Origin of the sequence: Limosilactobacillus panis, from assembly GCF_019797825.1 — a bacterium.
Taxonomy (GTDB): Bacteria; Bacillota; Bacilli; order Lactobacillales; family Lactobacillaceae; genus Limosilactobacillus; species Limosilactobacillus panis_A.
The window spans coordinates 1960300-1984699 of the sequence record NZ_CP081855.1 but is presented as its reverse complement, the minus strand read 5'-3'; the positions used below and the strand labels follow the sequence as shown (position 1 = coordinate 1984699).

General features: G+C 47.3%; 26 protein-coding genes and 1 pseudogene. 20 read left to right on the top strand and 7 right to left on the bottom strand.

Translation table 11 applies throughout. The features are described 5' to 3' along the window. The first annotated feature begins 25 nt into the window (after positions 1 to 25). A complete protein-coding gene (locus KZE55_RS09455) occupies positions 26 to 964 on the top strand; it encodes a LacI family DNA-binding transcriptional regulator (RefSeq protein ID WP_222258268.1) in 939 nt (312 codons plus the stop codon). A 91-nt stretch (positions 965 to 1055) separates the two neighbouring features. On the opposite strand, the gene KZE55_RS09450 is transcribed toward KZE55_RS09455, so the two are convergent. Continuing rightward, positions 1056 to 1241, bottom strand: coding sequence for an LBP_cg2779 family protein (locus tag KZE55_RS09450; RefSeq protein WP_047770387.1), 186 nt, complete (start codon positions 1239 to 1241; stop codon positions 1056 to 1058). A gap of 216 nt (positions 1242 to 1457) precedes the next feature. On the opposite strand from KZE55_RS09450, the gene KZE55_RS09445 reads away from it, so the two are divergent. The 3 genes from KZE55_RS09445 (at position 1458) to hisS (ending at position 4878) form a co-directional block, all read left to right on the top strand. After that, entirely contained in the window at positions 1458 to 2078 is a 621-nt protein-coding gene (locus tag KZE55_RS09445; RefSeq protein WP_222258267.1) for an LVIS_2131 family protein, read from the top strand. Between the two features lie 25 nt (positions 2079 to 2103). Next, a complete protein-coding gene (locus KZE55_RS09440) occupies positions 2104 to 3306 on the top strand; it encodes an MDR family MFS transporter (protein WP_222258266.1) in 1203 nt (400 codons plus the stop codon). A gap of 294 nt (positions 3307 to 3600) precedes the next feature. Next, positions 3601 to 4878 (top strand): histidine--tRNA ligase, encoded by a 1278-nt coding sequence (gene hisS / locus KZE55_RS09435; RefSeq protein WP_222259999.1) that lies wholly within the window; start codon positions 3601 to 3603, stop codon positions 4876 to 4878. 223 nt (positions 4879 to 5101) lie between these two features. On the opposite strand, the gene KZE55_RS09430 is transcribed toward hisS, so the two are convergent. Continuing rightward, positions 5102 to 5923, bottom strand: coding sequence for a magnesium transporter CorA family protein (locus KZE55_RS09430; RefSeq protein WP_222258265.1), 822 nt, complete (start codon positions 5921 to 5923; stop codon positions 5102 to 5104). A gap of 313 nt (positions 5924 to 6236) precedes the next feature. Between KZE55_RS09430 and KZE55_RS09425 the strand changes: the two genes are divergently transcribed. Next, a complete protein-coding gene (locus KZE55_RS09425) occupies positions 6237 to 7097 on the top strand; it encodes an IS982 family transposase (protein WP_222259876.1) in 861 nt (286 codons plus the stop codon). Between the two features lie 34 nt (positions 7098 to 7131). Here the strand turns inward: KZE55_RS09425 and KZE55_RS09420 are convergent, their stop codons facing one another. Together KZE55_RS09420 and KZE55_RS09415 are read right to left on the bottom strand one after the other, a co-directional pair. After that, entirely contained in the window at positions 7132 to 7917 is a 786-nt protein-coding gene (locus KZE55_RS09420; protein WP_222258264.1) for an NADPH-dependent oxidoreductase, read from the bottom strand. A gap of 20 nt (positions 7918 to 7937) precedes the next feature. Continuing rightward, the gene (locus KZE55_RS09415; protein WP_222258263.1) at positions 7938 to 8579 is read right to left on the bottom strand and encodes an NAD(P)H-hydrate epimerase; all 642 of its coding nucleotides are present in this window, start codon (positions 8577 to 8579) and stop codon (positions 7938 to 7940) included. 116 nt (positions 8580 to 8695) lie between these two features. Here KZE55_RS09415 and KZE55_RS09410 point away from each other — a divergent pair, with 116 nt between their 5' ends. Further along, complete coding sequence (locus KZE55_RS09410; protein ID WP_222258262.1) at positions 8696 to 9094, top strand: hypothetical protein; 399 nt, start codon at positions 8696 to 8698, stop codon at positions 9092 to 9094. Then, positions 9087 to 9413 carry a DUF7671 family protein gene (locus tag KZE55_RS09405; RefSeq protein WP_222258261.1) on the top strand — a complete coding sequence of 109 codons (327 nt, stop codon included), beginning with the start codon at positions 9087 to 9089 and terminating at the stop codon, positions 9411 to 9413. The genes KZE55_RS09410 and KZE55_RS09405 overlap by 8 nt, the downstream gene beginning before the upstream one ends. Before the next feature lie 95 nt (positions 9414 to 9508). Here the strand turns inward: KZE55_RS09405 and KZE55_RS09400 are convergent, their stop codons facing one another. Beyond that, complete coding sequence (locus tag KZE55_RS09400; RefSeq protein ID WP_222258260.1) at positions 9509 to 9865, bottom strand: DUF488 domain-containing protein; 357 nt, start codon at positions 9863 to 9865, stop codon at positions 9509 to 9511. 65 nt (positions 9866 to 9930) lie between these two features. Between KZE55_RS09400 and KZE55_RS09395 the strand changes: the two genes are divergently transcribed. From KZE55_RS09395 to KZE55_RS09355, 9 genes and pseudogenes are all read left to right on the top strand, one after another. Then, positions 9931 to 10563 carry a DNA-3-methyladenine glycosylase gene (locus tag KZE55_RS09395; RefSeq protein WP_222258259.1) on the top strand — a complete coding sequence of 211 codons (633 nt, stop codon included), beginning with the start codon at positions 9931 to 9933 and terminating at the stop codon, positions 10561 to 10563. Next, the gene (locus KZE55_RS09390; RefSeq protein WP_222258258.1) at positions 10564 to 11718 is read left to right on the top strand and encodes an AAA family ATPase; all 1155 of its coding nucleotides are present in this window, start codon (positions 10564 to 10566) and stop codon (positions 11716 to 11718) included. Beyond that, positions 11718 to 13013: a vWA domain-containing protein gene (locus KZE55_RS09385; RefSeq protein ID WP_222258257.1), complete on the top strand. Its 1296-nt coding sequence runs from the start codon at positions 11718 to 11720 to the stop codon at positions 13011 to 13013. Before KZE55_RS09390 ends, KZE55_RS09385 begins: the two co-directional genes overlap by 1 nt. Then, positions 13013 to 13309, top strand: coding sequence for a hypothetical protein (locus KZE55_RS09380; RefSeq protein WP_222258256.1), 297 nt, complete (start codon positions 13013 to 13015; stop codon positions 13307 to 13309). The genes KZE55_RS09385 and KZE55_RS09380 overlap by 1 nt, the downstream gene beginning before the upstream one ends. Positions 13310 to 13384: 75 nt before the next feature. Next, a complete protein-coding gene (locus KZE55_RS09375) occupies positions 13385 to 15289 on the top strand; it encodes a M13 family metallopeptidase (RefSeq protein WP_222258255.1) in 1905 nt (634 codons plus the stop codon). A gap of 490 nt (positions 15290 to 15779) precedes the next feature. After that, on the top strand, positions 15780 to 17159 hold the full coding sequence (gene ltrA, locus KZE55_RS09370) for a group II intron reverse transcriptase/maturase (RefSeq protein ID WP_181578162.1): 1380 nt from the start codon (positions 15780 to 15782) through the stop codon (positions 17157 to 17159). A gap of 187 nt (positions 17160 to 17346) precedes the next feature. Continuing rightward, positions 17347 to 17584 (top strand): annotated as a pseudogene (locus KZE55_RS09365) (helix-turn-helix domain-containing protein); the annotation flags it as partial. Between the two features lie 39 nt (positions 17585 to 17623). Beyond that, positions 17624 to 17977: a hypothetical protein gene (locus KZE55_RS09360; protein WP_222258253.1), complete on the top strand. Its 354-nt coding sequence runs from the start codon at positions 17624 to 17626 to the stop codon at positions 17975 to 17977. Further along, the gene (locus KZE55_RS09355; RefSeq protein WP_222258252.1) at positions 17977 to 18480 is read left to right on the top strand and encodes an O-acetyl-ADP-ribose deacetylase; all 504 of its coding nucleotides are present in this window, start codon (positions 17977 to 17979) and stop codon (positions 18478 to 18480) included. Before KZE55_RS09360 ends, KZE55_RS09355 begins: the two co-directional genes overlap by 1 nt. Here KZE55_RS09355 and KZE55_RS09350 read toward each other — a convergent pair. After that, positions 18394 to 20121 carry an IS1182 family transposase gene (locus KZE55_RS09350; RefSeq protein ID WP_261313247.1) on the bottom strand — a complete coding sequence of 576 codons (1728 nt, stop codon included), beginning with the start codon at positions 20119 to 20121 and terminating at the stop codon, positions 18394 to 18396. The two genes, KZE55_RS09355 and KZE55_RS09350, sit on opposite strands and share 87 nt — an antisense overlap. Positions 20122 to 20396: 275 nt before the next feature. Here KZE55_RS09350 and KZE55_RS09345 point away from each other — a divergent pair, with 275 nt between their 5' ends. Continuing rightward, positions 20397 to 21257: an IS982 family transposase gene (locus tag KZE55_RS09345; protein WP_222259876.1), complete on the top strand. Its 861-nt coding sequence runs from the start codon at positions 20397 to 20399 to the stop codon at positions 21255 to 21257. Positions 21258 to 21274: 17 nt separating this feature from the next. Here KZE55_RS09345 and KZE55_RS09340 read toward each other — a convergent pair whose 3' ends face one another. Continuing rightward, positions 21275 to 21562, bottom strand: coding sequence for a SemiSWEET family transporter (locus KZE55_RS09340; RefSeq protein WP_047767784.1), 288 nt, complete (start codon positions 21560 to 21562; stop codon positions 21275 to 21277). Positions 21563 to 21769: 207 nt separating this feature from the next. Here KZE55_RS09340 and KZE55_RS09335 point away from each other — a divergent pair, with 207 nt between their 5' ends. The 3 genes from KZE55_RS09335 to KZE55_RS09325 are packed head-to-tail and all read left to right on the top strand — an operon-like array spanning position 21770 to position 24316. Next, positions 21770 to 23128, top strand: coding sequence for a glucose-6-phosphate isomerase (locus KZE55_RS09335; RefSeq protein WP_222258251.1), 1359 nt, complete (start codon positions 21770 to 21772; stop codon positions 23126 to 23128). 18 nt (positions 23129 to 23146) lie between these two features. Continuing rightward, positions 23147 to 24025 (top strand): fructokinase ScrK, encoded by an 879-nt coding sequence (scrK, locus tag KZE55_RS09330; RefSeq protein WP_222258250.1) that lies wholly within the window; start codon positions 23147 to 23149, stop codon positions 24023 to 24025. Positions 24026 to 24049: 24 nt separating this feature from the next. Continuing rightward, positions 24050 to 24316, top strand: a complete 267-nt coding sequence (locus KZE55_RS09325; protein WP_222258249.1) for a hypothetical protein — start codon at positions 24050 to 24052, stop codon at positions 24314 to 24316. Positions 24317 to 24400 lie beyond the last annotated feature (84 nt).

Sequence of the window (24400 nt, the reverse complement as noted above, 5' to 3'; positions counted from 1 at the left end):
CACTAGGGATGCGAGGAAATTTAACATGGTAGCAAAGTTAAAAGATGTTGCACAACTGGCTGGGGTTTCCGTAACGACCGTCTCACGGGTAATCAATAATTACGGATCACTCAGCTCCAAAACAATTAAAAAGGTTCATGAAGCTATGCGGGAGCTTAACTACCAGCCCAATGCACTAGCGCGGGCAATGCAGGGGAAACCTTCTAAGTTTGTTGGCCTGATTTTCCCTAACCTGACCAACCCCTTTTTCGCGGAGTTAGTCAATGAACTTGAGCGCCAACTCTTTAATCAAGGCTATAAGGCAATCATCGCGTCATCGGCGGAAAATCCCGAAATTGAACACGAGTACCTTAGTATGCTGATGGCCAACCAGGTTGACGGGATCATTTCTGGTTCCCATAACTTAGACATTGCGGAGTACCATCAAATCTCCGCGCCCATCGTTTCCTTTGACCGCTACCTGGCTGACAACATTCCTATCGTTGCTTCTGACAGCTACCGCGGCGGCCAACTCGCCGTGGAATACTTGCTACGGAAAAACGCCCGCCACATTGCAGTGATTGTTGATGAAGACACGTCTGCTTCACCAACGCTGAACCGGCTGCAGGGGGCCCTGGACCAGTTGACGGAAAAGCATTGCAGCTTTGATCCGCTGGCTTTAGGAGACCTTGACTTTTCAACGACCTTCCCTGGTATTTACGATGGGGTGGTGGCCTCAAACGATGTCCAGGCTCTTGAAATTGCCGCGATTTATCAGCAACAGGGGTTAAGGATGGGACAGGACTTCTTCATCACTGGCTATGATGGTTCACAGCTGATTCGTCGCATTGCTCCCCAACTGCCGACGGTTATTCAGCCAATCCCCAAGTTAGCCGCCGCCTTAATTAAGACCCTTCTTAAGCGGGTAACTGAACCAACTGTCGCCGTTTCGTCAGTCACCTTACCAGTTGAATTTCATGAATAAAAGAAGAGCAAGTCAGCAATCATTTTGATTACTAGCTTGCTCTTTTTATTGGTGGTAAGTGGACCCGAGTCCCACGAGATTGGTCCCGTAATTACTTACTTTGCATAAAACGTTGGAGTAATTCGGCTTCTTCAGAAGTTGCAGCAGAATTTGATGATTTAATATCGTGAATCCGCTCTACTGATAGGTGGCTTCCAAAAGCAACTTCATTATCATTTAAGTCGTTATCACGCTCAAATTTGATTAGTTCTTTGGCTAACTCACTCAAATTGTCCATGAATTAATTCCTCCTTGATGTTCGGGCAGCTTTTCAACTACATTACTATTCTTATGTCCTTTGCTGGAGCAAAATTTAGTTTAGCACAGTTTGCGGATTTACAAAAAGAAAAGCAAAAATTAATCTTAAATTCCATTGGTGGGTGGGGACAAGAACTCCAATATGTGTGATAATCAGAGTATAGAATCATGACGAAGAAATGGAGCGAAAGAGATTATGACTTGGAACTGGTTAGGTTGGCTATTGTGGATTCTAGCAATCGTGTTTTTCTGCTACGTAATTCATTACATTCGTGTTCAACAATTGATGTTAATCGCTAAGACGAAGAAGGCCTTTTCACCTAAACTCTTTTGGCGTTACGTCGCTTTACTGCTGGTCGCCGCCATTTGGCTGGGCGGGATGCTTTATCTGACTTTCTTCCGCCAGGCAGACATCAATAATCACAATGAAACGCGAATCACAATGAAGTACTCACCGTTGCAGATTCACAACAAGAACAATGACTACTATTACGTTATGGCAACCCGAAGCCAAAACGGTAAGCACCCAATCGTTTCTTATACTTACTGGGCAAACGGTAACCGTTACACAACCAATTCCCATTACGGATCGGTGGCTGATGGGGACCGGATCATCACACTAGACGCAAGCAGTCTACCGTGGGACAAGGCGAAGTTGAAGAAGCAAGACCGGCAGACGGGGCACGCATTTGCGGCTGAAATGACGGTTAACTACAAGAATACCCTGCTAAACGGACTAGGCCTTCGTGCTAACCGGACGGCGGAAGTTTATACTTTACTACGGGTTCCATCATCAGAAATGGTTCACGAACGGTAGGGATGGCAAGAAAGTTGGGAGGATAATGAAAAAGCAGACAAGCGTAAAATTAAAATGGGTGGCCCTGGCAAGTTTGCTAAATAACACCGGGGCTGCTTTTTTATGGCCGCTGACAACGATGTACATGCATAATTACCTGCACGAAACACTGACGACTGCGGGGGTCGTAATGCTTTTCATGTCGATCTGCATGATGACGGGAAACTACCTTGGTGGTTGGCTTTTCGACCACTGGGACCAGTACCGGACCGCCGTCATGGGGGTCAGTATCTCAACACTGGCCATTTTTGCCCTGATTTTTGCGCACGGTTGGCCCTGGTTTGCGGTTTTAATGATGCTCGATAGCTTTGGTGATGGGATTAACATGACCATCGTTAATTCCTACGGCGCCCTGGTCACCGACCACAGTTCGCGCTACGTCTTCAACTACATTTATATGGCCTTCAACGTGGGGGTCGTTATTGGGACCCTGGCTGTCGGGGCCTTGCTACCAATTAGTGTCGTTCTGGTCTTTAGCGTTGCCACTGTCTTCTATGTTCTCCTAACCCTGGTTGTTGTTTTGGCCCTTAATGTCCGGGTGAGCTTGCCGCCCAAGGCTAAGCAGCCAACGGGGAAGGAGCGGTCAGTGGCGACCCACCACCGAGCCTTAGTATTGATCTGGTTAATTCTCCTCAACTTTATGACCATCCACCTCAGCTACTCCCTCTGGGAAAGCGTGATGGCTGTTCATATGACTAACATGGGGATCCCATTCTATGCTTATAGTATGCTCTGGACTTTAAATGGTCTGTTGATCATTGTTGGTCAGCCCCTGGTGAACAAGCTTAGCCCCTACGTCAAGCTCTCCAACCAGATCATGGTGGGGATCTTGATTTTTGCATCATCGTTTCTCTTCCTCATTGTTGCCCGGAGCCTCTGGGCTTTTATCATTGACTTTATAATATTGACAATCGGTGAAATGACGAGTTTTGCGGGCCTTCCTGCCTGGATTGCCCAGCTGACAGATGTAAATGAGGCGGGGCACTACCAAGGTCTGCTTAACATTACGATTTCGGTAGGTCGGGCAATTGGACCCCTCTACGGTGGCTTTGTTATCGAACGGGGCAATTACCAAGAGCTCTTCATTTCTGTTTTCTTAATGATGACGATTACCCTCTTGCTCGTTTTCTGCGCCGTCCTTTCGTGGCGCCGCTTAAAAGATAACAGAAATAATAATACCCAAAATTAGTGACCTATGTTAAAATCACTAATGTAATTGCAAAGAAGTAGGGCAAAAACAGCCACGCCTTAACAGAGAGCCAGTTTAGCTGAGAGCTGGCAGTGGTTGCGAATCCACCTCTACTGAGCTGGAGCGGTGAATTAAGTAGTTGCTTCCGGGACGACCCGTTATCATCGGGAAGTTGTTATGACTTCGTGAGGCAGTAACTGTGAGGTTACTGTAAATAGAGGTGGGACAGTGAGTAAATCGCCCTCTAAGGTTGAATGGCCTTAGGGGGCTTTTTTGATGAAAGGAGAAACAGAAATGGATTATCAAAAGCCAAAAGGAACAGCAGACTTGCTACCAGGCACAACAAATGTCTGGGAAAAGGTTGAGGCAAAAGCCCGGGAAGTTTTCCGGCAATTCGGTTACCGGGGAATCCGGACGCCAATGTTTGAAGACTACCATGTCTTCTCTCGGAACGTCGGTGATACGTCAGACATCGTTGAAAAGGAAATGTATGACTTCCACGATAAGGGTGACCGTCATATTGCCCTCCGACCAGAAGGTACCGCGGGGGTTGTCCGGGCTTACGTAGAAAATAAACTTTACGGTCCGGAATACCCGAAGCCGTACAAGGTTTACTACATGGGCCCCATGTTCCGTTACGAACGGCCACAGTCCGGTCGCCAACGTGAGTTCCACCAAATCGGTGTTGAAGCCCTGAACAACGAGTCACCACAAATTGATGTGGAAGTTATTGCGATGGCGATGACCCTCTTCAAGCAGTTCGGGGTCCCAAACGTGAAGTTAGTTATCAACACACTTGGTGATAAACAGGTTAGAAAGGACTACCGGGAAGCCTTGATCAACTACCTGAAGCCCCATTATGACGAACTAAGCAAGGACTCCCAGGAACGGCTCTACAAGAACCCCCTCCGTGTCCTTGACAGTAAGGATGAGGGAGACAAGAAGATTGTTGAAAACGCCCCATCAATTCTGGATTACCTGGACGACGAATCCCAATCCTATTTTGACCAGGTCCAGGCCCTCTTAAAGGAACTCGGGATTGATTATGAGATTGATAGTAACATGGTCCGGGGGTTGGACTACTACAACCACACCATTTTTGAAATCATGTCCGATTCACCAGCCTTTGGTGGCGGCTACACGACGGTTTGCGCCGGTGGTCGTTACAACGGCTTAATTTCCCAACTTGGTGGTCCAGAAGAAGGGGGAATCGGCTTCGGAATGGGAGTGGAACGGTTGATGATTCTCCTTAAGGAAGAGAACCCGGACTTCGCCCCCGCTGATAAGGTGGACCTCTTCTTGGCAAGTGCCGATGACAAGGGTGACAACCTGGCATTTGAAATTCTTAACAAGGTCCGCCAGCAGGGAATCGTGGCAGACAAGGATTATAGTGGCGTGAAAGTTGGTAAGCAGATCAAGGAAGCCTTCCGGCGCAATGCGAAGTACTTCGCTGTCTTTGGTGACCGTGAAGTAAGTGAAGGTCAGTTCCAGTTAAAGAATGCGGCAACTAAGGACACCGTAGACGTTAAGGTTGCGGACTTTGTTGCAGACCCCGCTAAGTATCTGAAGTAAAAATTGGGTAGCATTGAAACTGCAAAAAGAGAGGCTGGTGAGAAAACCAAAGTTTTCTCACCAGCCTCTTTGAATATTACACAGTAATCGCAGAAAAACTACAGACTAGCTTCGTGGCGACGCGAAGCAATTCCATTGATTACAGACAATCGCCGGCCCGTACCATGCCAACGATTGTCCTATACTAGCCCGAGGCGCACTCTGATGTTTTTTTAGCTTCTGGCTAGTCACTAAATCTTTTTCGTTTAAGGTAAATGCCGGTTGCAGTTGCCAGGATAAGGGCAACGATGCAGGTAAGAATAAAGCCATTGGTGGATGTTTTCCAAGGCAATCCGCCAACGTTCATACCCATAAAGCCGGTTACGAGGGCGATAACTGCGATCACCAGGCCAGCGGAATCTAAGTACTTCATTAAATGGTTGAGGTTGTTGTTCATCATTGCGGTAAATAAGCTGCCAATCGACGAAAGCAGGTCACGATATATGTGAATTGTTTTAGTAAGCCGCCGTTGCCGGGTTTGGGTATTATCAATCACCTTATGGCTAAATGACTGTAATTGGGGCGCGTCAAAGAAGGCGGTAAGAGTTTCACTCTGGTCATTCATGGTATGTTCAAAGAAGACCAGTTTACGAGTAAGGTCCGTCATTTCCCGCAGTTCAGTGTTCTTAACCGTTTGCGAAGCATTAGTATCAAGCTCATCAATTTGCTTCTTGTAACTAAGGAGGGCTTTTAGGAGACGGTCTTGCCAGAGGTTAATGCAACTAAAAACAATGTCTAAAAGAGTACTGCCCTTGTTGATGGCTTTAATCAGGAGCTGCCGGCAGACCGTAATCGCGTTAGTATAGATGATTAAGCATGACTGGTTAAAGATAATGATCGCCGGTGTGAGCTGCTGCTCAATGGTATCGTAATGGTTGATAAAATCGTAAAGGACCAATACAGCGGCACCTTCAATAACAGTGCTCGGAATGGAATGGAAGCGTGAGACCTCTTCTGCCGAATTACAGAACGCAAAGGTTAATGAGTCGAGGTCAATAGCCGACACAGTTGTTCTTGTTCTGCTATGGTCGGGTTAGCCGTCAATATAACATCTGCACCTGCACTGGGCTCGAGTACAGTTAAATGGTGGGCAGATATTCGGTAAAATTCAAGCATAGTTGCACCTTCTTTCTACTTCCTAGTAAATTTGATAGCTCTATTGTACCAGGATGGTGATTCTTCCTAGAAGGCAATTGGAATAATCTTAAAAATACGCGTGGTGCTAGTACTCATTAGTATGTTTGATTTTACAAAAAAAGCCCAACATGGTTAGACTATTAAGTGATACAAAACTTAAATAGAAAAGAGCCTTAATCATGTTGAACCTTCTTAAGTCTAACCACTATTGCCATCATTTACAAGTTAATTTTGCTCAATTAAACCGTACCTGCCATCGCTGGTATAAGCTTTATGCACCTAAAAAGCTCGTTCAACGACCGAACATCAACCAAGTTAAAGTTGATGATAGTACCCTAATAGCCCTTCTGATTTGCCAAACTCAGTTAGGAATCGAATCGCAACGACGCTTTTGTATGATCTTGGTGAGCTCCATTTCTCGGTCACGTTTCAACCGTCGCACTCGCCAATTACTACCGTTACTCAGTTTAATTAGGCGAAAGCTAAACCAAGATGTTGATTTACATGGACAATTCCTAATTATTGATAGCTTTCCAGTACCAGTTTGTCATCCAGTTCGCAATTATCGAGCCAAGATTTTTCGGGGAAGTACTGATATTGGCTATAACGCTACGAAAAAACAGTATTACTATGGGTTTAAAGTCCACATGATTGTTAGTAGTGATGGTTACTTGCTCAACTACATCGTTACTAAAGCTTCTGTCCATGATAGTAAGGTCGCCGAAGAATTAATCTTAAACACTATGCCACTTGAGCACTTTTTATTAGCAGATGTTGGCTATGTTAGCCGTCAGCTTCATACCGACCTAGTTAGTGATGGCTATGAGCTTTGGACTCCATTTCGTCAAAACATGGCTGGCGCTAAGAAGCATAATTCACGAATCCTAAAAGCAATTCGCCGAACGATTGAGACCGACTTTTCGTTATTAAAATACTATAATGCCGAAAATAATCGTGCGCGAAGTTTAGCAGGCTTTCAAGAACGGTTAGAAGTGGCAATTTTAGCATCTAATATGGAGTATTGTCTAGAAAAGTTTCACTAGCACCACGCGTTTAAAAATCTATTTATAAATGAGCCTACTTGATGTTTTGTTTTGGCGAGTCCTTTCCCCAGTCGAGGGCTAACCCCTGCTTTTGGGCGACCAGGGCGAACTCGTCCCGCTTGGTGAAATGTTTATTTAACTTATCGCCGTTGATTTGCTTGGTGAAGGAGTCAATCCGGCGGTTAGCATCCCGGAGGTCGTAGTACTGGGTGACAACTTGGTCATATTCTACCAGGTCGGCAACTTTGAAGTCCCGTGGGTAGTGATTTTCAAAGGCAATAAACCGTTGTGGCAGCCGGGGCTTTAGTTGCGGTTCTTGGTCCGGAACCCCAACCTGGATGCCAAGAAAGGGGAGGGTCATCTTCGGCATATTAAGAACCTGGACGAGTTTTTCCAAATTATTCTGAATGGACCCGAGGATAACCCCACCCAGGCCCATACTTTCGGCGGCCGTGAGAAAGTTCTGTACAGCCAGGGTGGTGTCCTCTACGGCCTGCATGAAGATGTCGGTAGTGTGTAGGCGGCCATCATCATTGCCCTCCTGCTCCCTGATCTGTTGGTTCCGGTAGAGGTCGACGATAAAGATGAAGAGGTCCCCGTTGGCGCCGACATACGGCTGCTGAGAAATTTCGCGAATCTGGGTGCGCAGTTGTGGATCCGTAACGTGAAGAATACTAAATTGCTGCATAAACATACTGGTGGAAGTGTGACGGGCAGCTTCGTATAAGGTTGTCAACTGCTCCTTATTTAACGGTTGTTCCTTAAACGCCCGGATGGTCCGGTGGTTAACTTGGTGATTAATTGTTTCATTGTGGATCATTTTTATCCCGCCTTTGATAATTATTCGTCAGTTGCGTAGGTACCCATATCATCAGCGATAACGATTCGCCCGGCATACTTTTGACCAGCACCCTTGGTCAGGCCAACCTTGTTGAAGGCAAAGGTAACGGTCGTGGTGGCTTTGACGGCGACCCCCATTACTTCACCACTGTCCGTGTTGATCCCGGATGGCATGTCAACGGCGACGACGACCGCATCACAGTTGTTGATGGCCTTGATGGCGTCGGCGTAGTTCCCCTTGACGGGTCGGTCAATTCCGATACCAAACATGGCGTCGACAATTAGAGTTGCCTGTTTTAGTACTGCCAGGTCGGTAGTTTGTGGGATTTGGTAGTACTGGCAAATCTTATCCTGAACCTTGTGCTCATCAGAGGCGTGGCCCGGGTTACCAACGTTTACGATGGTTACCCGGACGCCGGCAATGTGAAGGAGGCGGGCAACGTCAAGACCGTCGCCACCGTTGTTACCACTACCAGCGACCACGATAACGTGTCCGAGGTTGAGTGGGAAGGCGTTCAGAATTTCATCCCGTACAGCCAGGGCGGCCCGTTCCATGAGGACCAGTGACGGGACCCCAATTGTGTTAATGGTGTATGAATCATAATGCCGCATTTGTTCTGCAGTAATCGGTGCTTGTTTCATCTAAATTACCCCCTATTATTAGTTACCTCCACAATACCACTAATTTATTCGCCCTGGCGAGTGACATTCATCGCAAAAATCGGTACACTAAAAGAAAAAGATAAAAGGTGAAGTAAATGAACTGGCAGGTTGAGCAGAAGTACTTTAAGAAAATGATTGGGCGAAAGGCAGCGTGGACGATTTCGCGTCCGGAAGATGGACTGATTCGTGCCGGCTACCCCCTTTACGACCAAGAACTCCTCAACTTTGTCCGCAAGTTTAAGCAGAGCCCGGTTTACGTACCTAAGTACCGGAAAGTGCTACGCCACTTTCATGTTCACCCCAAAATGACGGCAGTCACGGTTGGGCAGGTAATCCTAATCAACAATGTGCGGGCGGCAAACGCAATGCTATCCCTGATTATTGATGAAGAAGATGTCCAACGCGGCACCTGGGCAGCGGCAATGCAGGCGGGGTACTTTTACCACCTGCTAGAGATCACGACTAAAGGCGAGGCCATCAAAGAAAATGAGTAAGAAAGATAAGTATGACGTGCAAAAGTTTACGGGGATTCCGGTAGAGACGGACGCCGACGGCAAGTACCAACTGAAGGTTGATCAGAACGGGGATGCTAAGTTGCATACCTGGCGGACCGGTAAGCATACAAGGGGGAAATACCAGGGCCCTGGCCAGTTGATGCTAACGGAAAATAACCTGCCGGTTGTAATTCTGGCAGCTGAACCAATGGCCTTCAAGAACCGCCATAGTGAGACGCCCCTCCAGCGGTTCCTTACGGTCAAGGTTGAAGACGATGTCCTTGACCAAGGGTTGGCAGTGTTGAACCGGCAAAATTAATTATGAACAACAATGGCTCTGAGCGCTTTACTAGTTGACGCTCAGAGCCATTGTTTGTTAATAATATTTCCCGGGTGATGTTTCATAGTTAGTAGCTACTGAAGATCCTTTTCTAACTGCTCCTTTAGAATAACTGCCTGGTTGTGGGTTTCGTCCTTGGCACCGAATAAGAGGATGATATCCTTATCGGCGTTAGTGGTGATGACTTCTTTTAGAATATCGTAGGCCACGTTGCCCTTTAACTCAGCAAGGTAGCGGTCCTTGAATTCATCATACTTGGCGGGGTCGTGGCCAAACCACTTCCGGAGGTCATTACTGGGACCTACTTCCTTAAGCCAATAATCCAGGTGGGCATTTACCTTTGACATGCCACGGGGCCAGAGCCGGTCAACCAGAATCCGGCAACCGTCCATGTCTGCTGGCTTATGATAGATTCGTTCGACTTTGATCATAATTTGCTAAACTCCTTTAATTATGTGGTACCTTTAGGATAGTCCAAATGAGGAGGAATTCAATTTTGCTGTCTGCATATCAAAAATTTTTTACTGGTCGACCGACAACTGCAATTGCCCGTGACCTCCTGGGGAAACTGGTACGTTACCAGGGACCAGATGGGGTGACGGCCGGCTACATTGTGGAGTGTGAAGCTTACCTGGGCGAAAACGACTCCGTCTCCCACGCCTTTAATGGTCGGCGAACATCCTATTCGGAGTCACTTTATGGGCAGCCAGGTAATATTTACCTCTACCAGATTCGTGCCCACTACTGTTTCGACATCGTGGTTCAAGATGCAGAAGAACCTCAAGGGGTTTTATTGCGGGGAATGGAACCCGCCCAAGGCCAGGAGTTGATGGCAAAACACCGAAAATTGACCGGCTTCAACATTAGTAATGGTCCCGCCAAGTTGGTGCATGCCCTGGGAATCCACTCACGGCAACTTGATGGGCAGCCGATGGAAGGTAACCGGCTATCTGTGGACCTTAACCAATTTAAAATTCCCCGGGAAATAACTGCTGGCCCCAGAGTTGGGGTTAACTTGGCGGGAAAAGATGGCAAAAAGCCTTGGCGCTTTTATGCTGCGGGTAATCCATACGTCTCGGGTCTGCGGAAACGTGAAATGGACCTTGAAAAGCATGGTTGGAGGGATTAGATGGCACTAACATACCAACAATTGCTGACGGCCGTCCCGCTGGTAATGCGGGCGGGAAACGTTCCTAACATTGTCGGGGACGCGGGAATTGGCAAGTCCGCTCTCGTAAATGAGGTTGCTCGAAAGGTAGGCGCTGCTCTCTTTACAACGGTGGTTAGCCTGAGTGAGAAGGGGGACCTCGCAATTCCAGTACCACCGCTCACTAGCGACTCATTTGTGGAAACCGCCAATTATGGACGGCTCGCCAACGTTCAATTTGGTTATTCAGCGACCTTAGTTCAAATCATTAAGCAAGCTGAAGCAAAGCCTGACCAGCCAATCATCTGGTTCCTCGATGAATTTAACCGGGGGAGTCAGGCCGTCCAGAGTGAGCTTATGAACCTGGTTCTTCAGCGGCAGATCAACGCCCTCCGTTTGCCGGACCAGGTCCACATCGTGATTGCCGAAAATCCGGACAGTAGCATGGCGGGCTTTAGTAACCGGGAATACGATGTTGCCGTAGGGGATGCCGCAATCAGGGACCGGACTGTCCGCCTGGTCATGACAACGTCGACTGACGAATGGATGCAATGGGCCCAGCAGCGTGGACTTAACCAGCTAGTAATAAACTACCTCCGTGTCCACCCCACCCGACTCAGTATTATTAACCCGGAAAGTGAGGACCTCCAACCAACACCGCGGGCCTGGGAACGGGTGGCAAGAAACCTTGACCAGCTACAAAGACTCCCCTCCAGCAGCCGGCAGGAACTGGCAACCGACCTTTTTAGCGGAGACCTTGGGGAGGAAGTTGGCACCTCTTTTGCTGAGTTTGTCCTGGCCCAGGGGAACGAACTCACCCTTGAAAAACTGCGGGCTTCATCAGCGGGGGCGGCAAAGTTTGCCCAAGCTGATGAGGCCACCAAGTTCAACCTCCTTCGTGACTGGTTGAAAAAAGATGCATTGTCGTTGGCCACCGAAACGGGGGCGGCACAATTTAACAACTTACTAGCGAAGGTTAGCCCCGATGGTCAGGTCGCCATTACCCATTCCGTGGGGGAAAAGGGTGACCGCCTCCTGGAAAAAATGTACCAGGTTGCCAAGCAACAACTGACCGGCCAGGTTGCCGCCCTCTACCAGCGGCTCGGCCAAATTGCAACCCGGGAGGACCGGCACTAATGGCCTGGTGGCATGAAATATTTGAGAAGTACACACCAAAGAAAAACTCTGGCCAAGCAGACCGGTTAAATCACCTGGTAGCACAGGCCCTCCACCATAACCGCTTCTTGGGTGAGGTTCTTCTCCAAATCCCCCGCAAACTATCGTCAACTGAAGAGGGGACTGCCGGATTGGCCTGGGATGGCGACCAACTCATCCTGCACCTTAACCCCAACCGCCTTGCCGAAATGCGGGATGATGATGCAGAACTACTATTGGAGCATGAAGCCCTCCACGTGGTTTGGCGACATCCGGCCCGTTACGCTAATTATCCGCACCCAGATTTGGCCAAGGTTGCCACTGATGTCGCTGTCAACCAGTACCTGCCAACGGCTCCACAAAACACGGCCACCCTTGCCCAGCTAGAACGGGTCTTGCATCGGCGCCTCCCGCCTAAGCAGGATTCGCATGATTACCTAGTGATTTTGCAGAAATTAACACCTCAGGAGCAGGAACGTTTGCGGGCGGCCGGCATTAAATTAACTGGTGACCAAACGGGAAAACAATCCGCGCCCGGTAAAAAGCAGTCGGGTCCGGATACCCATGCGGGATGGGGACGGACCGATAACGTTACTGGCACCCGGCAAAGCGTGCGCCTGGCCAATCTCCGCCAGCTGGTTAAGCAGGCGTGGGCCCAGACGCCCCAACGTGACCGGGGCTTACTCCCGGGGAGTGTTCACCAGGCTGTGGAAGCTTCGCCAGTAAAAACCGCAACGGCCCTTTGGCAGACGATTCTTCGCCAGCAACTGGGCAACATTGCGGCGGGCAAACGGGAATCGTCAGCCCGCTTTAATCGTCGCCAGCCCCTCCGGATGGACTTGCCGGGGCAGGTGAGCCGCTTAGTACCGGATATCTACATCTTCATTGATAACTCAGGATCCGTTCCCACCAAAGAATTAGCCAGCGCCCTGGATGCGGTTGACCAAATGGCCCGTCACTACCGGCTAACGGCAACAGTCTATACCTTTGACGCCAAGGTCCACCCTGACGGCCAGCGCTTACGGACGGGTACCCACTTGAAACGGGAACGAGACGGTGGTGGGGGCACCAGCTTCCAAAGTATTTTTGACTTTTTGCGGGCCCAGCACGTTTCCAAGCGGGCAGTGGTGGTGGTCATTACCGACGGTTGGGGTGAACAAAACCTACGTGATCACCACTACCGTAACGTTGACTGGCTTTTAACCACAAAGCGTGACCAATTGTCGGTTGCTGCCCCGGCAAACCGGGTTTTCGAACTAAGGACAGGAGGAAGATAATGGCAAAACAATTCTTAAAACCAGCGTTAATGGTGGCTGTACTTACCCATGACCAGGACTACCAGCGGGCAGTAGGCCTCCTTAACGAGGATTGGAATCCAGATGACCAACCAATTTACCGGGACGTGTTTGAAGCGCGGGACGTCATCTTTGCTCGTCAACTTCAACAGTCGGGACTGGTTCCCGGCAAAGTCGACCTGGGTGACTACCAGTCTGCTAATCACTTACTCGTCCGCCATCCCCAGTGGTTTTCGGCGGGCAGTCGGCAGGCCCTACTGGCCCCCTTTACGGATTGAGCATTAGGATTTGGCCGCGGTTACAAAAATAGTATAATAAGAAGCGTAAATCCCTTTGAAGGAGGAGAAGCCAAGGTGGCAATTAATAAGGAACTAATCAAGGATGACCTGTACGAGGCCGTTAACGGTGATTGGATCAAGGATGCCAAGATCCCTGACGATAAACCAGCAACTGGTGGGTTTAACGACTTAGTGGACGGCATTGATAAGCAGATGATGGCGGACTTTGCGGCCTACGCTGACGGTAAGGAGAAGTCAAATGACACCCGGTTCAACGAGATGATCAAGCTTTACCGGGTAGCTAAGAAATTTAAACTACGGAAAAAAGTGGGCCCCAAACCGTTAAAACTGATGCTTTACAGTGTTGAAGGTCTGAATTCCTATGATGATTACCAGGCCCAGTGGCGGAACTGGATCTTGATGGGGATGCCATCACCAGTTGCCTTTGACATCGACGCGGACATGAAGAACGCCACGGTATACGCCCTGTTTGCCGGCGCACCTTCACTAATTCTGCCGGATAAGAGCTACTACGCGAAGGAAAAGAAGGAGCAGCACGACCAGCTCTTGCAGCTCTGGTCGGGGATGGTCAAAGAACTGTTGACAAAGATCGGTTATGACGACAAGACTGCCGACCAGCACATTGAGAACGCTAAGGCATTTGATACTTTACTGGCACCACACGTCAAGAGTGCCGAAGAGGCCGCTGATTACAGCAAGATGTACAACCCCCAGAGTGTTGTCGAATTGGCAGGGTCAACGGACCAGCTTAACATTGGAGCCGTAATCAAGCAGCTAGTTAAGGCTACTCCTGACAAGGTAATTGTTATGGAACCGGCTTATTTCAAGGCCCTCGACGGAATCTTGAAGGGCCACTTTGACCTCTTCAAGAGCTGGGCACTGATCAACGTTGTTCGGGCCAACGCCAGTTACCTGGATGATGAGATGCGGGAAATTAACGGTCGTTATAGCCGCGCTCTTTCCGGTAGTAAGAAACCGGTTAGTCAGGAAAAGTTTGCCTACTACCTCGCTCGAGACACCTTTAGCCAGGTTGCTGGAGACTACTACGGGAAGAAGTACTTTGGTCCGCAGGCAAAAGCTGACGTCCACCATATGGTTGAACAGATGGTCAATGTTTACAAGGGCCGGCTGGCAAATAATACCTGGTTAAGTAAGGCGACCCGGGAAAAGGCCATCTTGAAACTCGATAAGTTGGGAATCCAGGTTGGCTACCCAGACAAGATTCCGGCCCTGTATGATAAGCTGAAGGTTGATGAACAGGAATCCTTGATTGCCAACCTCAACCAATTGGCCGTGGTTGCTAGTAAGGAAATGTTTGCCCGCTGGAACAAACCAGTTGACCGGATGCGGTGGGAAATGAGTGCCGCTACGGTTAATGCCTACTACCACCCGTTTAAAAACATCATTGTCTTCCCAGCTGCCATCCTGCAAGCACCGTTCTACTCACTCAAGCAGACGAGCAGTCAAAATTACGGCGGTATCGGGGCCGTTATTGCTCACGAAATTTCTCACGCCTTTGACAATAATGGGGCCCTTTTCGATGAATATGGAAACCTTAATAACTGGTGGACCCCAGAGGATTCGGCCCACTTCAAGAAGCTGGCCCAGAAGATGATCGACGAGTTTGATGGCCTGCCGATTGCCGGCCAGCAGGTCAACGGGAAATTAACCGTTTCGGAAAACATTGCTGATGGTGGTGGCCTCTCCTGTGCACTCGAAGCTGCTAAGCAGGAAGATGACTTTAACGCCAAGGAATTTTTCATTAATTGGGCTACGATTTGGCGGATGAAGGCCACTCAGCAGTATGAACAGCTGCTCCTCTCAATTGATGTCCACGCCCCGCAAAAATTGCGGGCTAATGTTCAAGCCCAAAACCAGGCTGACTTCTACACTGCCTTTGATATTCAACCAGGTGACAAGATGTATAAGGCACCGGAAGACCGAGTCAACATTTGGTAATACTAAGAAACACCGGGGCTCAGGTTACGAGCATCCGGTGTTTTTATGGTGCGCCCGGCATGGGTATTAACTAGGCGGTGAAAGTCCACTATGGGCCGTAGTAGTCGGAACCATGAGCTGACGACAAGGGTGTCCACTGTGAGGTGGAATCTGAAGGAAGTCTAAGGCAAAGTACTGCACCGATGAACAAGAAGTAGCTATAAGGCTGAGAGTAACTGGATAAGGTTGCCATACAAACTAAAGTCCAATACTACTCGAAGTTGCTTTCAGTAAAGCTAACGGTGACATGGTACGAAAGTTAATATTCTTACCCGGGGAGGTCTGGCTTACACGTTTCCGACAAGAGGAATAAATGAAATTCCACAGAAACAAGCACGACAGTGATGTGGTGTTGAGTAAGTCAGAAGTCAGCCGAGGTCATAGTAGTCTGATTAGTCAGACGAAGGACTGAACGACAATAACTCATAAATTATATCGGAGGTGTAATCAGGTGCGACAATCGCAGAAAACAGAAACACAAGCTGACCGCTTGTCGAGGATAGGTTTGGAAAACCGAAAGTACACAAGGGCGCGTAGTACCGATTATGGTGAAGGTAAAGGTATGAGTGTCACTATCCAAGACTTAGTCTTGGATCGCAATAACCTTAATCAGGCTTATTTGCGAGTTAAGAGAAATAAAGGAGCGGCGGGTATTGACGATATGACTGTCAATGACCTTCTGCCCTACCTCAGGGAAAATAAAACGGAATTAATCACCAACCTACGTGAGGGCAATTATAAGCCAGCACCGGTTAAACGAGTGGAAATTCCCAAGCCCAACGGTGGAGTGAGAAAACTAGGGATACCAACGGTAGTGGACCGCCTGGTCCAACAAGCAGTTGCCCAGGTACTCACGCCCATCTTTGAGCGAGTTTTCTCTGACAATAGTTTTGGTTTCCGCCCTCATCGTGGAGCCCAAGACGCAATCGCAAAGGTAGTTAAGCTATATAATCAAGGTTATCGACGGGTAGTTGATTTAGACCTTAAGGCCTATTTTGATAATGTCAACCATGATTTGATGATTAAATACCTCCAACAATATATTGATGACCCATGGACACTAAGACTTATCCGTAAGTTTTTGACTAGCGGAATCTTGGACCACGGGCTGTTCGTTAGGAGCGACAAAGGAACTCCGCAAGGAGGACCACTATCGCCACTGCTAGCGAATATCTATTTAAATGAGTTGGATAAAGAGCTGACCAGACGTGGTCACCACTTTGTGCGCTACGCGGACGATTGTAACATCTATGTTAAAAGTCAGCGGGCCGGAGAACGAGTAATGCGTAGTATTACTCAGTTTCTTGAAAAGCGATTGAAAGTTAAAGTTAATCCAGATAAAACCAAAATTGGTAGTCCCTTGAGGTTGAAGTTTCTTGGCTTCTCACTCGGTGTAGACCGTAATGGTGCCTATGCCCGACCAGCCAAACAATCACAACAACGAGTAAAACAAGCATTGAGGCTTCTAACTAAGCGTAATCGGGGTGTTTCTCTTACCAAGATGTTTGAAGAAATCCACCAAAAGATGCGTGGCTGGCTTCAGTATTACTCAATTGGGAAGTTAGCCAATTTTATTCACCGCCTTGATCAATGGTTAAGAGCACGAATAAGACAATATATCTGGAAGCAATGGAAGAAATTCAAAACTAAAGTTGTACACCTACAGAAGTTAGGTTTGTCTTATCATGATGCGTTCGTCTTCGCTAGTACCCGAAAGGGTTACTGGCGAACTGCACACAGTAAGACACTAAATTATTCTCTAACAAATAGAAAACTGGAGCACCTTGGACTAATAAATATGTCCAAGACGCTCCAGTTAATTCAAAAGTGATTAAATTGTCGAACCGCCGTATACGGAACCGTACGTACGGTGGTGTGAGAGGTCGGTAATTGAACTAATCAATTACCTCCTACTCGATTCGTCTAAAAAGGATAGCGTGACAATTCCGCTCGTTCCCGGTATTGTAATAGGCAAGAATTATTTCCCGGGAAATCAATTTGACTTGAGGAGGTACGAGATGGAATTTGCCGTGAAGATTAAACATTATCGCCAACAGAACGATTGGACCCAACAGGTAGTGGCGGAAAAACTTGGTGTTTCCCGTAAGACCATTTCAAGTTGGGAAAACGGGCGCTCCTATCCCGATATTTTCATGCTGGTCCAGCTCAGTGACCTCTATCACGTTAGTTTGGATGACTTATTACGGGAGGATCACGAAATGATTGATAGTTACAAGCAGGAGCACGTTACCAATGCTAAGTATGACCGCACATTTACTATTTCGTATATAATTAATGTTGTTCTACTTTCTCTGCCGCTCGTTAGTCGGCACTGACTGGCTTAACCAGCTGCAACCAGGGTGGCGGATGCTTGCTGGCGCTTTAGTTGGCTTGATGTCAGTTAATATCTATTTCTTGTTGAGTAAGGTTGAGTGGAAGAAATTAAGTCGCTCCATCAAGATAGGGGCAGTAATGACTTTTATCGTTGTGCTGGCTCTTTTGACTAAGCTGGACACGGTGGCCCTTCCCAAGAGTGCTTATCAATTTGGGGTGGGGCTTGGTCATGGCTTTGTCATTGGACTATCAGCCCTCTCAATTGTCGAAACAATCTGGTTGTACCAGCAATTTAGGAAACGAAGGGATCATTAATGGTAAAGATTAAGGTTGTCGAAGGTGACATTACGAAGGTTAAGGCGGACGCCATCGTCAACGCCGCCAACACCACGTTAATGGGCGGCGGCGGTGTTGATGGTGCCATTCATCGGGCGGCTGGTCCAGCTCTCTATGCTGCCTGCGAAAAGTTCGGTGGCTGCCCAACCGGCGAGGCCCGCATCACCAGTGGCTTCAACTTGCCGGCTAAGTATATCATTCACACACCAGGACCGGTTTGGCATGGTGGCCAGCATGGTGAAGACCAGCTGCTGGCGAACTCCTACCGCAATAGCCTGGAGCTAGCCGACCAAACTGGCTGCCGCACCGTGGCTTTCCCGTCAATCAGTACGGGTGCCTACTCCTTCCCCCTTGCCCGGGCGGCTAAAATTGCCATCCAGACAATCCGGGAATTTTTACAAACTGCCCAGCAAGTCAATGAGGTGACGATGGTCTGTTTTGACCCCACCACGGCCCGGGCCTATCGGGCAGCACTGAAATAATAAAAAATGGGGTTGTGACAAAAGCCTCTGAATCAGAAGCTCCATTCGGAATTTAACAAAAATTCTGAATGGAGCTTTTTGATTATCTGAATATTTTGAGAAAATGAGCGGCCTTCCGGCCATTTTCTTCATGTTTAATGCCATTAAAGCAATCCCAATTTGTCTTTTGGCTTTCTTAAGACCACGTACTGTGAACCTTTTAAAACCCAAATAAGCCTTCAAGTTACCAAAAACAGTCTCTACATCGTACTTACGACGGGAGTAAGTGTTGGAATTTGAAAGCGACTCGCGAGCTTTCGACTTAAAATATTCCCACTGTGGGTTCACCATAAGGTACTTAGTGTTCCCGTGTGGTGTTAATGCCTGGGAAATAATTTGATGATTCTCATCATACTTCTCTGCTTGATATACTTTGAAATCACGACGGAATTTGTATTTATCATTTCGGTATGCGTATCGTTTAAAGTTGAATCGGACGCCCTGTGGGTTTACATAAAAGTCATCAGCCTCATGATATTCCCAGTTCATTACTTTTCGATCATCAGAACGCCACTTACGGCTATTCTCTTTAATCATGGTGCTGTAAGGAATTAAAGCTGTACAATCAGATAGCTCATCTTCGATATACTTATAATTGCGTTCTGATCCGTAACCAGCATCGGCAACAATTTCTCGCCCCAAAACTTCGTTCTGGGCGAGATGAGATAAGAATGGGATTAATGTTCTAGTATCGGTTGGGTTCTGCATGAGTTCATAACCCAGCACGTACTGTGAGCTAGTCATAATTTGAAGATTATACGCTGGCTTTGTTTGACCATTACGCATCGGATCTTCCTTTAAACGCATAAAAGTAGCGTCATGATCGGTTTTGGAATAGCTATTACGTTGGCCAGCGATCTGCGATTGGGCTTGGTATTCAAGATGCTTTTGACGACAATGGTCTAAAGCATGGAGATACTTTTTGGCATGACGTCGTTCCTGCTTGGCCGGATTGGGCGAAACCTTTGCGGTTTCGGCCACCCGTTGGTTTAACTCTTCAATCCGTTGTTCAAGTAAGGCAATAATCGTATCAAGTTGATCAATGTCAAAGCTATCTTCATCAACATCAATCTTAACTTCTGCTTGCTTAATTTCACGAATTAGTTTTTGAGCCTTTTCAACGTTTAATTTGCGATACTTAATGGTGTGTTTCTTCCAAACAAAGGAATACTTATTTGCGTTAGCTAAAATCTTAGTGCCATCAATGAATGAAGCCTCATCGATCATTCCCTGAGCCTTTAAATAGTCATGAAATTCCTTGAAACTACTCTGAATCATATCTTCCAATTCTTGGGAGACAATGAAGCGAGCAATGGTGCGGTAGGTTGGGCGCTGTTCTTGAGTCAACCACATCGCAACAATGTTTTCACGAGCAAAGCGTTCAATTTTCCTAGAGGAAATGATACCATAGCTGTAAGCCAGTAAAACTAACTTTAACAGCATTCGTGGATCATACTCTCTTGGTCGACCCATAATATTGGGTCGCCGCAGCGCTAAGCTTTCAACCAGCCGATTAATATAACGTGCTGGATGATTTAACTCAGGTTCATAAGCAGTAGGTATGTTCAAACTAAGTTGATTCATGTTATAATCAGGTTCCAATGTTTTTGTATCCTTTCGAGGGTATTTTGGAGGCATCGACGGTCAAGTCGATGTCTTTTCTTTTACTAATATTTTAAAGGAAAATGGAGTTAAATGAAATCCGAAGATTTCATCTAACTCCATTAATTATTTGGGACTTATGTCACAGCCCCATTAATATATTCACATACGCGTGGTGCTAGTACTCATTAGTATGTTTGATTTTACAAAAAAAGCCCAACATGGTTAGACTATTAAGTGATACAAAACTTAAATAGAAAAGAGCCTTAATCATGTTGAACCTTCTTAAGTCTAACCACTATTGCCATCATTTACAAGTTAATTTTGCTCAATTAAACCGTACCTGCCATCGCTGGTATAAGCTTTATGCACCTAAAAAGCTCGTTCAACGACCGAACATCAACCAAGTTAAAGTTGATGATAGTACCCTAATAGCCCTTCTGATTTGCCAAACTCAGTTAGGAATCGAATCGCAACGACGCTTTTGTATGATCTTGGTGAGCTCCATTTCTCGGTCACGTTTCAACCGTCGCACTCGCCAATTACTACCGTTACTCAGTTTAATTAGGCGAAAGCTAAACCAAGATGTTGATTTACATGGACAATTCCTAATTATTGATAGCTTTCCAGTACCAGTTTGTCATCCAGTTCGCAATTATCGAGCCAAGATTTTTCGGGGAAGTACTGATATTGGCTATAACGCTACGAAAAAACAGTATTACTATGGGTTTAAAGTCCACATGATTGTTAGTAGTGATGGTTACTTGCTCAACTACATCGTTACTAAAGCTTCTGTCCATGATAGTAAGGTCGCCGAAGAATTAATCTTAAACACTATGCCACTTGAGCACTTTTTATTAGCAGATGTTGGCTATGTTAGCCGTCAGCTTCATACCGACCTAGTTAGTGATGGCTATGAGCTTTGGACTCCATTTCGTCAAAACATGGCTGGCGCTAAGAAGCATAATTCACGAATCCTAAAAGCAATTCGCCGAACGATTGAGACCGACTTTTCGTTATTAAAATACTATAATGCCGAAAATAATCGTGCGCGAAGTTTAGCAGGCTTTCAAGAACGGTTAGAAGTGGCAATTTTAGCATCTAATATGGAGTATTGTCTAGAAAAGTTTCACTAGCACCACGCGTATTCACATTAGTGAACAAATGAGGTAACAGCAGTAACTAAAACGAAGATAATTCCGGGGAAGTTAGCGATGATTACCGGCCAATCCTTCTTGTCCGGCTTTACCCAACCATAGATAACCCAAAGCAGGGCGTTAATGGAGGCAAAGAATGGTTGCACAGGAGATACCGGGTGACCGGTAAAGTTGGCGATAATTTGTTCAATGTAAGAAAAGTACATTACTAAGCAGGCAATGGTAGCGAAGTTCCCGGTGAACTTCCGTACCCGCTGCTTAACAGTTGGTTTTTGGCTATTCATAATAAAAAAGTCCTCTCAAGTAAAAATTTACTGAATGATTTCGAATATTTTGTTTCTATTCTAACCGCTTTTGACATATCATATCGCGAGAAAAAGATGATATCAACCGGTTGATATATAAAATAGTAAGCGCTAACATAGAAAACGTTAACAAAAGTATTCAATTCTGGAATTAGATTTTTAAGTAAAGGAAAGAAGAGAGCAAACATGGCACATCTTTCATTTGATACACAAGGCTTAAAACAATTTGTTCACGACAACGAATTAGGTGAAATGCAGGCAATGGTTAACGCCGCTAACGACGAGCTCCGTAACGGGACCGGCGCCGGGGCAGACTTCCGTGACTGGCTCCATTTGCCAAGCGAATACGACAAGGACGAGTTCGCCCGGATCAAGGCCGCAGCCAAGAAGATTCAATCCGACTCCGACATCCTGGTTGTTATCGGGATTGGGGGTTCCTACCTCGGTGCCCAAATGGCTATCGACTTCTTGCACAACACCTTCTACCAGGCCCAAAGCGCCAAGAACCGCAAGTACCCACTAGTAATCTTTGGTGGTAACTCCTTAAGCTCAACTTACGTTCATGACCTTCTCCAGCTGATTGGCGACAAGGACTTCTCCGTCAACGTCGTTTCCAAGTCCGGGACGACGACGGAACCATCGATTGCCTTCCGGATCTTCAAGAAGAAGCTGATTGAAAAGTACGGCCAAAAAGAAGCCAACAAGCGGATCTACGCCACGACTGATAAGGCTAAGGGGGCTTTGAAGACCGAGGCGGACGCCAACGGCTACGAATCATTCGTCATTCCAGACGGGGTCGGTGGTCGCTATTCCGTCCTTTGCCCAGTGGGTCTTCTGCCAATCGCTGCATCCGGTGCCGATATTGACAAGCTGATGGAAGGGGCCGCTCAAGCCGAAAAAGACTACGTGGACCCGGACTTGAGTAAGAACGAAGCTTACCAATACGCGGCCTACCGGAACATCTTGTACCGCAAGGGTTACGAAACGGAACTGCTGGAAAACTACGAGCCGAACATGCGGATGTTTGCCGAATGGTGGAAGCAGCTGGCCGGGGAGTCTGAAGGTAAGGACCAGAAGGGAATTTATCCATCCAGTGCTAACTTCACCACCGACCTCCACTCCCTGGGCCAATACATCCAGGAAGGGCGGCGTTTCTTGATAGAAACCGTTGTTAAGCTGGACAAGCCGAACTTTGACGTTGAGATTCCTCGTGAAGACGACAACCTGGACGGTCTGAAGTACCTGGAAGGTAAGACCATGGACTTTGCCAACACCAAGGCCTATGAAGCCGTGGTCGCTGCCCACACTGCTGGGGGTGTTCCGGTAATGACGGTCCACATTCCCAAAGAAAATGAATACACCCTCGGTTATTTGATCTACTTCTTTGAAGTGGCCATGGGCATCTCCGGTTACCTGAACGGGATCAACCCATTCAACCAACCCGGCGTGGAAGCCTACAAGACCAACATGTTTGGTCTGCTGGGTAAGCCAGGTTACGAAGAAGTTGGCAAGAAATTGCGGGCAGAAATGGAAAAGAACGAATAAACCAAGGAGGAACTTAGCATGTTATTAGGAAGTATCGAAGCCGGGGGGACCAAGTTCGTCTGTGCCGTTGGTAACATCAACTACCAAATTCAAGACTCAGTCCACATTCCAACTACGACCCCAAAAGAAACCCTGCAGAAGTGTATTGAATTCTTTGATAAGTATAAGGATAAGCTTTCTGCAATTGGGATTGCGTCATTTGGGCCAATTGAGATCCGGAAGAGCTCACCGAAGTACGGCTACATCACCAACACCCCAAAGAAGGGCTGGGCAGACACGGACTTTGTCGGTCCGTTCAAGAAGCACTTTAATATCCCAATCGCTTGGACAACCGATGTTAACGGGTCGGCCTATGGTGAATACGTTCTGTCGACTCTCTTCAACAAGCGAATCAACTCCCTAGTTTACTACACCATTGGAACTGGTGTGGGCGCCGGTGCCGTCATTGATGGTAAGTTCGTCGGTGAACTCGGTCACCCTGAGATGGGGCACATTCGCCTGAAGCGGCACCCCGACGACCTCGACTTCAAAGGAATTTGTCCTTTCCACGGTGACTGCCTTGAAGGATTGGTCAGTGGCCCAACCTTCGAAGCCCGGACAGGCAAGAAGGGGCAAGACGTTCCGTTGACTGACCACGTTTGGGACATCATGGCTTACTACGTTGCCCAAGCAGCAGTTGATGCCACGTTGATGTTCCGTCCTGGTCAACTCATCTTTGGTGGTGGGGTTGTCAGCGAGGAGTTCTTAAAGAAGGTTCGTCGCGAATTCAAGAAGTTGCTTAATAACTACGTTGACGTTGGCGACGTTGACGAATACATTAGTATGCCATTGGCTAAACACAATGGCTCTGCTACCATCGGTGACTTTGCCCTGGCCTTGAAAGCGGCTACTGAATAACTTACAGCGTGATTTAAGGAAGGCATGAGAGAGACAAAGTTTATTAGTATTTTAAGTAAGATTGCGACGGTAATTGCAATCTGCATGTACGTTTCCTATATTCCACAGATTATTAATAACTTGCATGGTAACTACGGGGCACCACTCCAGCCCCTTGTTGCGGCACTGAACGGTGTATTGTGGTGCATCTACGCCTATTTCAAGCGACAACGTGACTGGGCCGTTTTCTGGGCTAACTTCCCAGCAATCATCTTTGGCCTGATAACATTTTTAACATCATTTCCATGGTAAGGGAATAAAATAATTTCCTGGATTGTGTTACAGTCCAGGAAATTATTTTTTAGTTAATAGGGAAATACACCGGTGGGCTGCGCT

Excerpts from the sequence above, each read along its gene's own strand:
- KZE55_RS09455 (WP_222258268.1), top strand. The coding sequence starts at position 26 with ATGGTAGCAAAGTTAAAAGATGTTGCACAACTGGCTGGGGTTTCCGTA.
- KZE55_RS09450 (WP_047770387.1), bottom strand. The coding sequence starts at position 1,241 with ATGGACAATTTGAGTGAGTTAGCCAAAGAACTAATCAAATTTGAGCGT.
- KZE55_RS09445 (WP_222258267.1), top strand. The coding sequence starts at position 1,458 with ATGACTTGGAACTGGTTAGGTTGGCTATTGTGGATTCTAGCAATCGTG.
- KZE55_RS09440 (WP_222258266.1), top strand. The coding sequence starts at position 2,104 with ATGAAAAAGCAGACAAGCGTAAAATTAAAATGGGTGGCCCTGGCAAGT.
- hisS (WP_222259999.1), top strand. The coding sequence starts at position 3,601 with ATGGATTATCAAAAGCCAAAAGGAACAGCAGACTTGCTACCAGGCACA.
- KZE55_RS09420 (WP_222258264.1), bottom strand. The coding sequence starts at position 7,917 with ATGATCCACAATGAAACAATTAATCACCAAGTTAACCACCGGACCATC.
- KZE55_RS09415 (WP_222258263.1), bottom strand. The coding sequence starts at position 8,579 with ATGAAACAAGCACCGATTACTGCAGAACAAATGCGGCATTATGATTCA.
- KZE55_RS09410 (WP_222258262.1), top strand. The coding sequence starts at position 8,696 with ATGAACTGGCAGGTTGAGCAGAAGTACTTTAAGAAAATGATTGGGCGA.
- KZE55_RS09405 (WP_222258261.1), top strand. The coding sequence starts at position 9,087 with ATGAGTAAGAAAGATAAGTATGACGTGCAAAAGTTTACGGGGATTCCG.
- KZE55_RS09400 (WP_222258260.1), bottom strand. The coding sequence starts at position 9,865 with ATGATCAAAGTCGAACGAATCTATCATAAGCCAGCAGACATGGACGGT.
- KZE55_RS09390 (WP_222258258.1), top strand. The coding sequence starts at position 10,564 with ATGGCACTAACATACCAACAATTGCTGACGGCCGTCCCGCTGGTAATG.
- KZE55_RS09385 (WP_222258257.1), top strand. The coding sequence starts at position 11,718 with ATGGCCTGGTGGCATGAAATATTTGAGAAGTACACACCAAAGAAAAAC.
- KZE55_RS09380 (WP_222258256.1), top strand. The coding sequence starts at position 13,013 with ATGGCAAAACAATTCTTAAAACCAGCGTTAATGGTGGCTGTACTTACC.
- KZE55_RS09360 (WP_222258253.1), top strand. The coding sequence starts at position 17,624 with ATGTTGTTCTACTTTCTCTGCCGCTCGTTAGTCGGCACTGACTGGCTT.
- KZE55_RS09355 (WP_222258252.1), top strand. The coding sequence starts at position 17,977 with ATGGTAAAGATTAAGGTTGTCGAAGGTGACATTACGAAGGTTAAGGCG.
- KZE55_RS09340 (WP_047767784.1), bottom strand. The coding sequence starts at position 21,562 with ATGAATAGCCAAAAACCAACTGTTAAGCAGCGGGTACGGAAGTTCACC.
- KZE55_RS09335 (WP_222258251.1), top strand. The coding sequence starts at position 21,770 with ATGGCACATCTTTCATTTGATACACAAGGCTTAAAACAATTTGTTCAC.
- scrK (WP_222258250.1), top strand. The coding sequence starts at position 23,147 with ATGTTATTAGGAAGTATCGAAGCCGGGGGGACCAAGTTCGTCTGTGCC.
- KZE55_RS09325 (WP_222258249.1), top strand. The coding sequence starts at position 24,050 with ATGAGAGAGACAAAGTTTATTAGTATTTTAAGTAAGATTGCGACGGTA.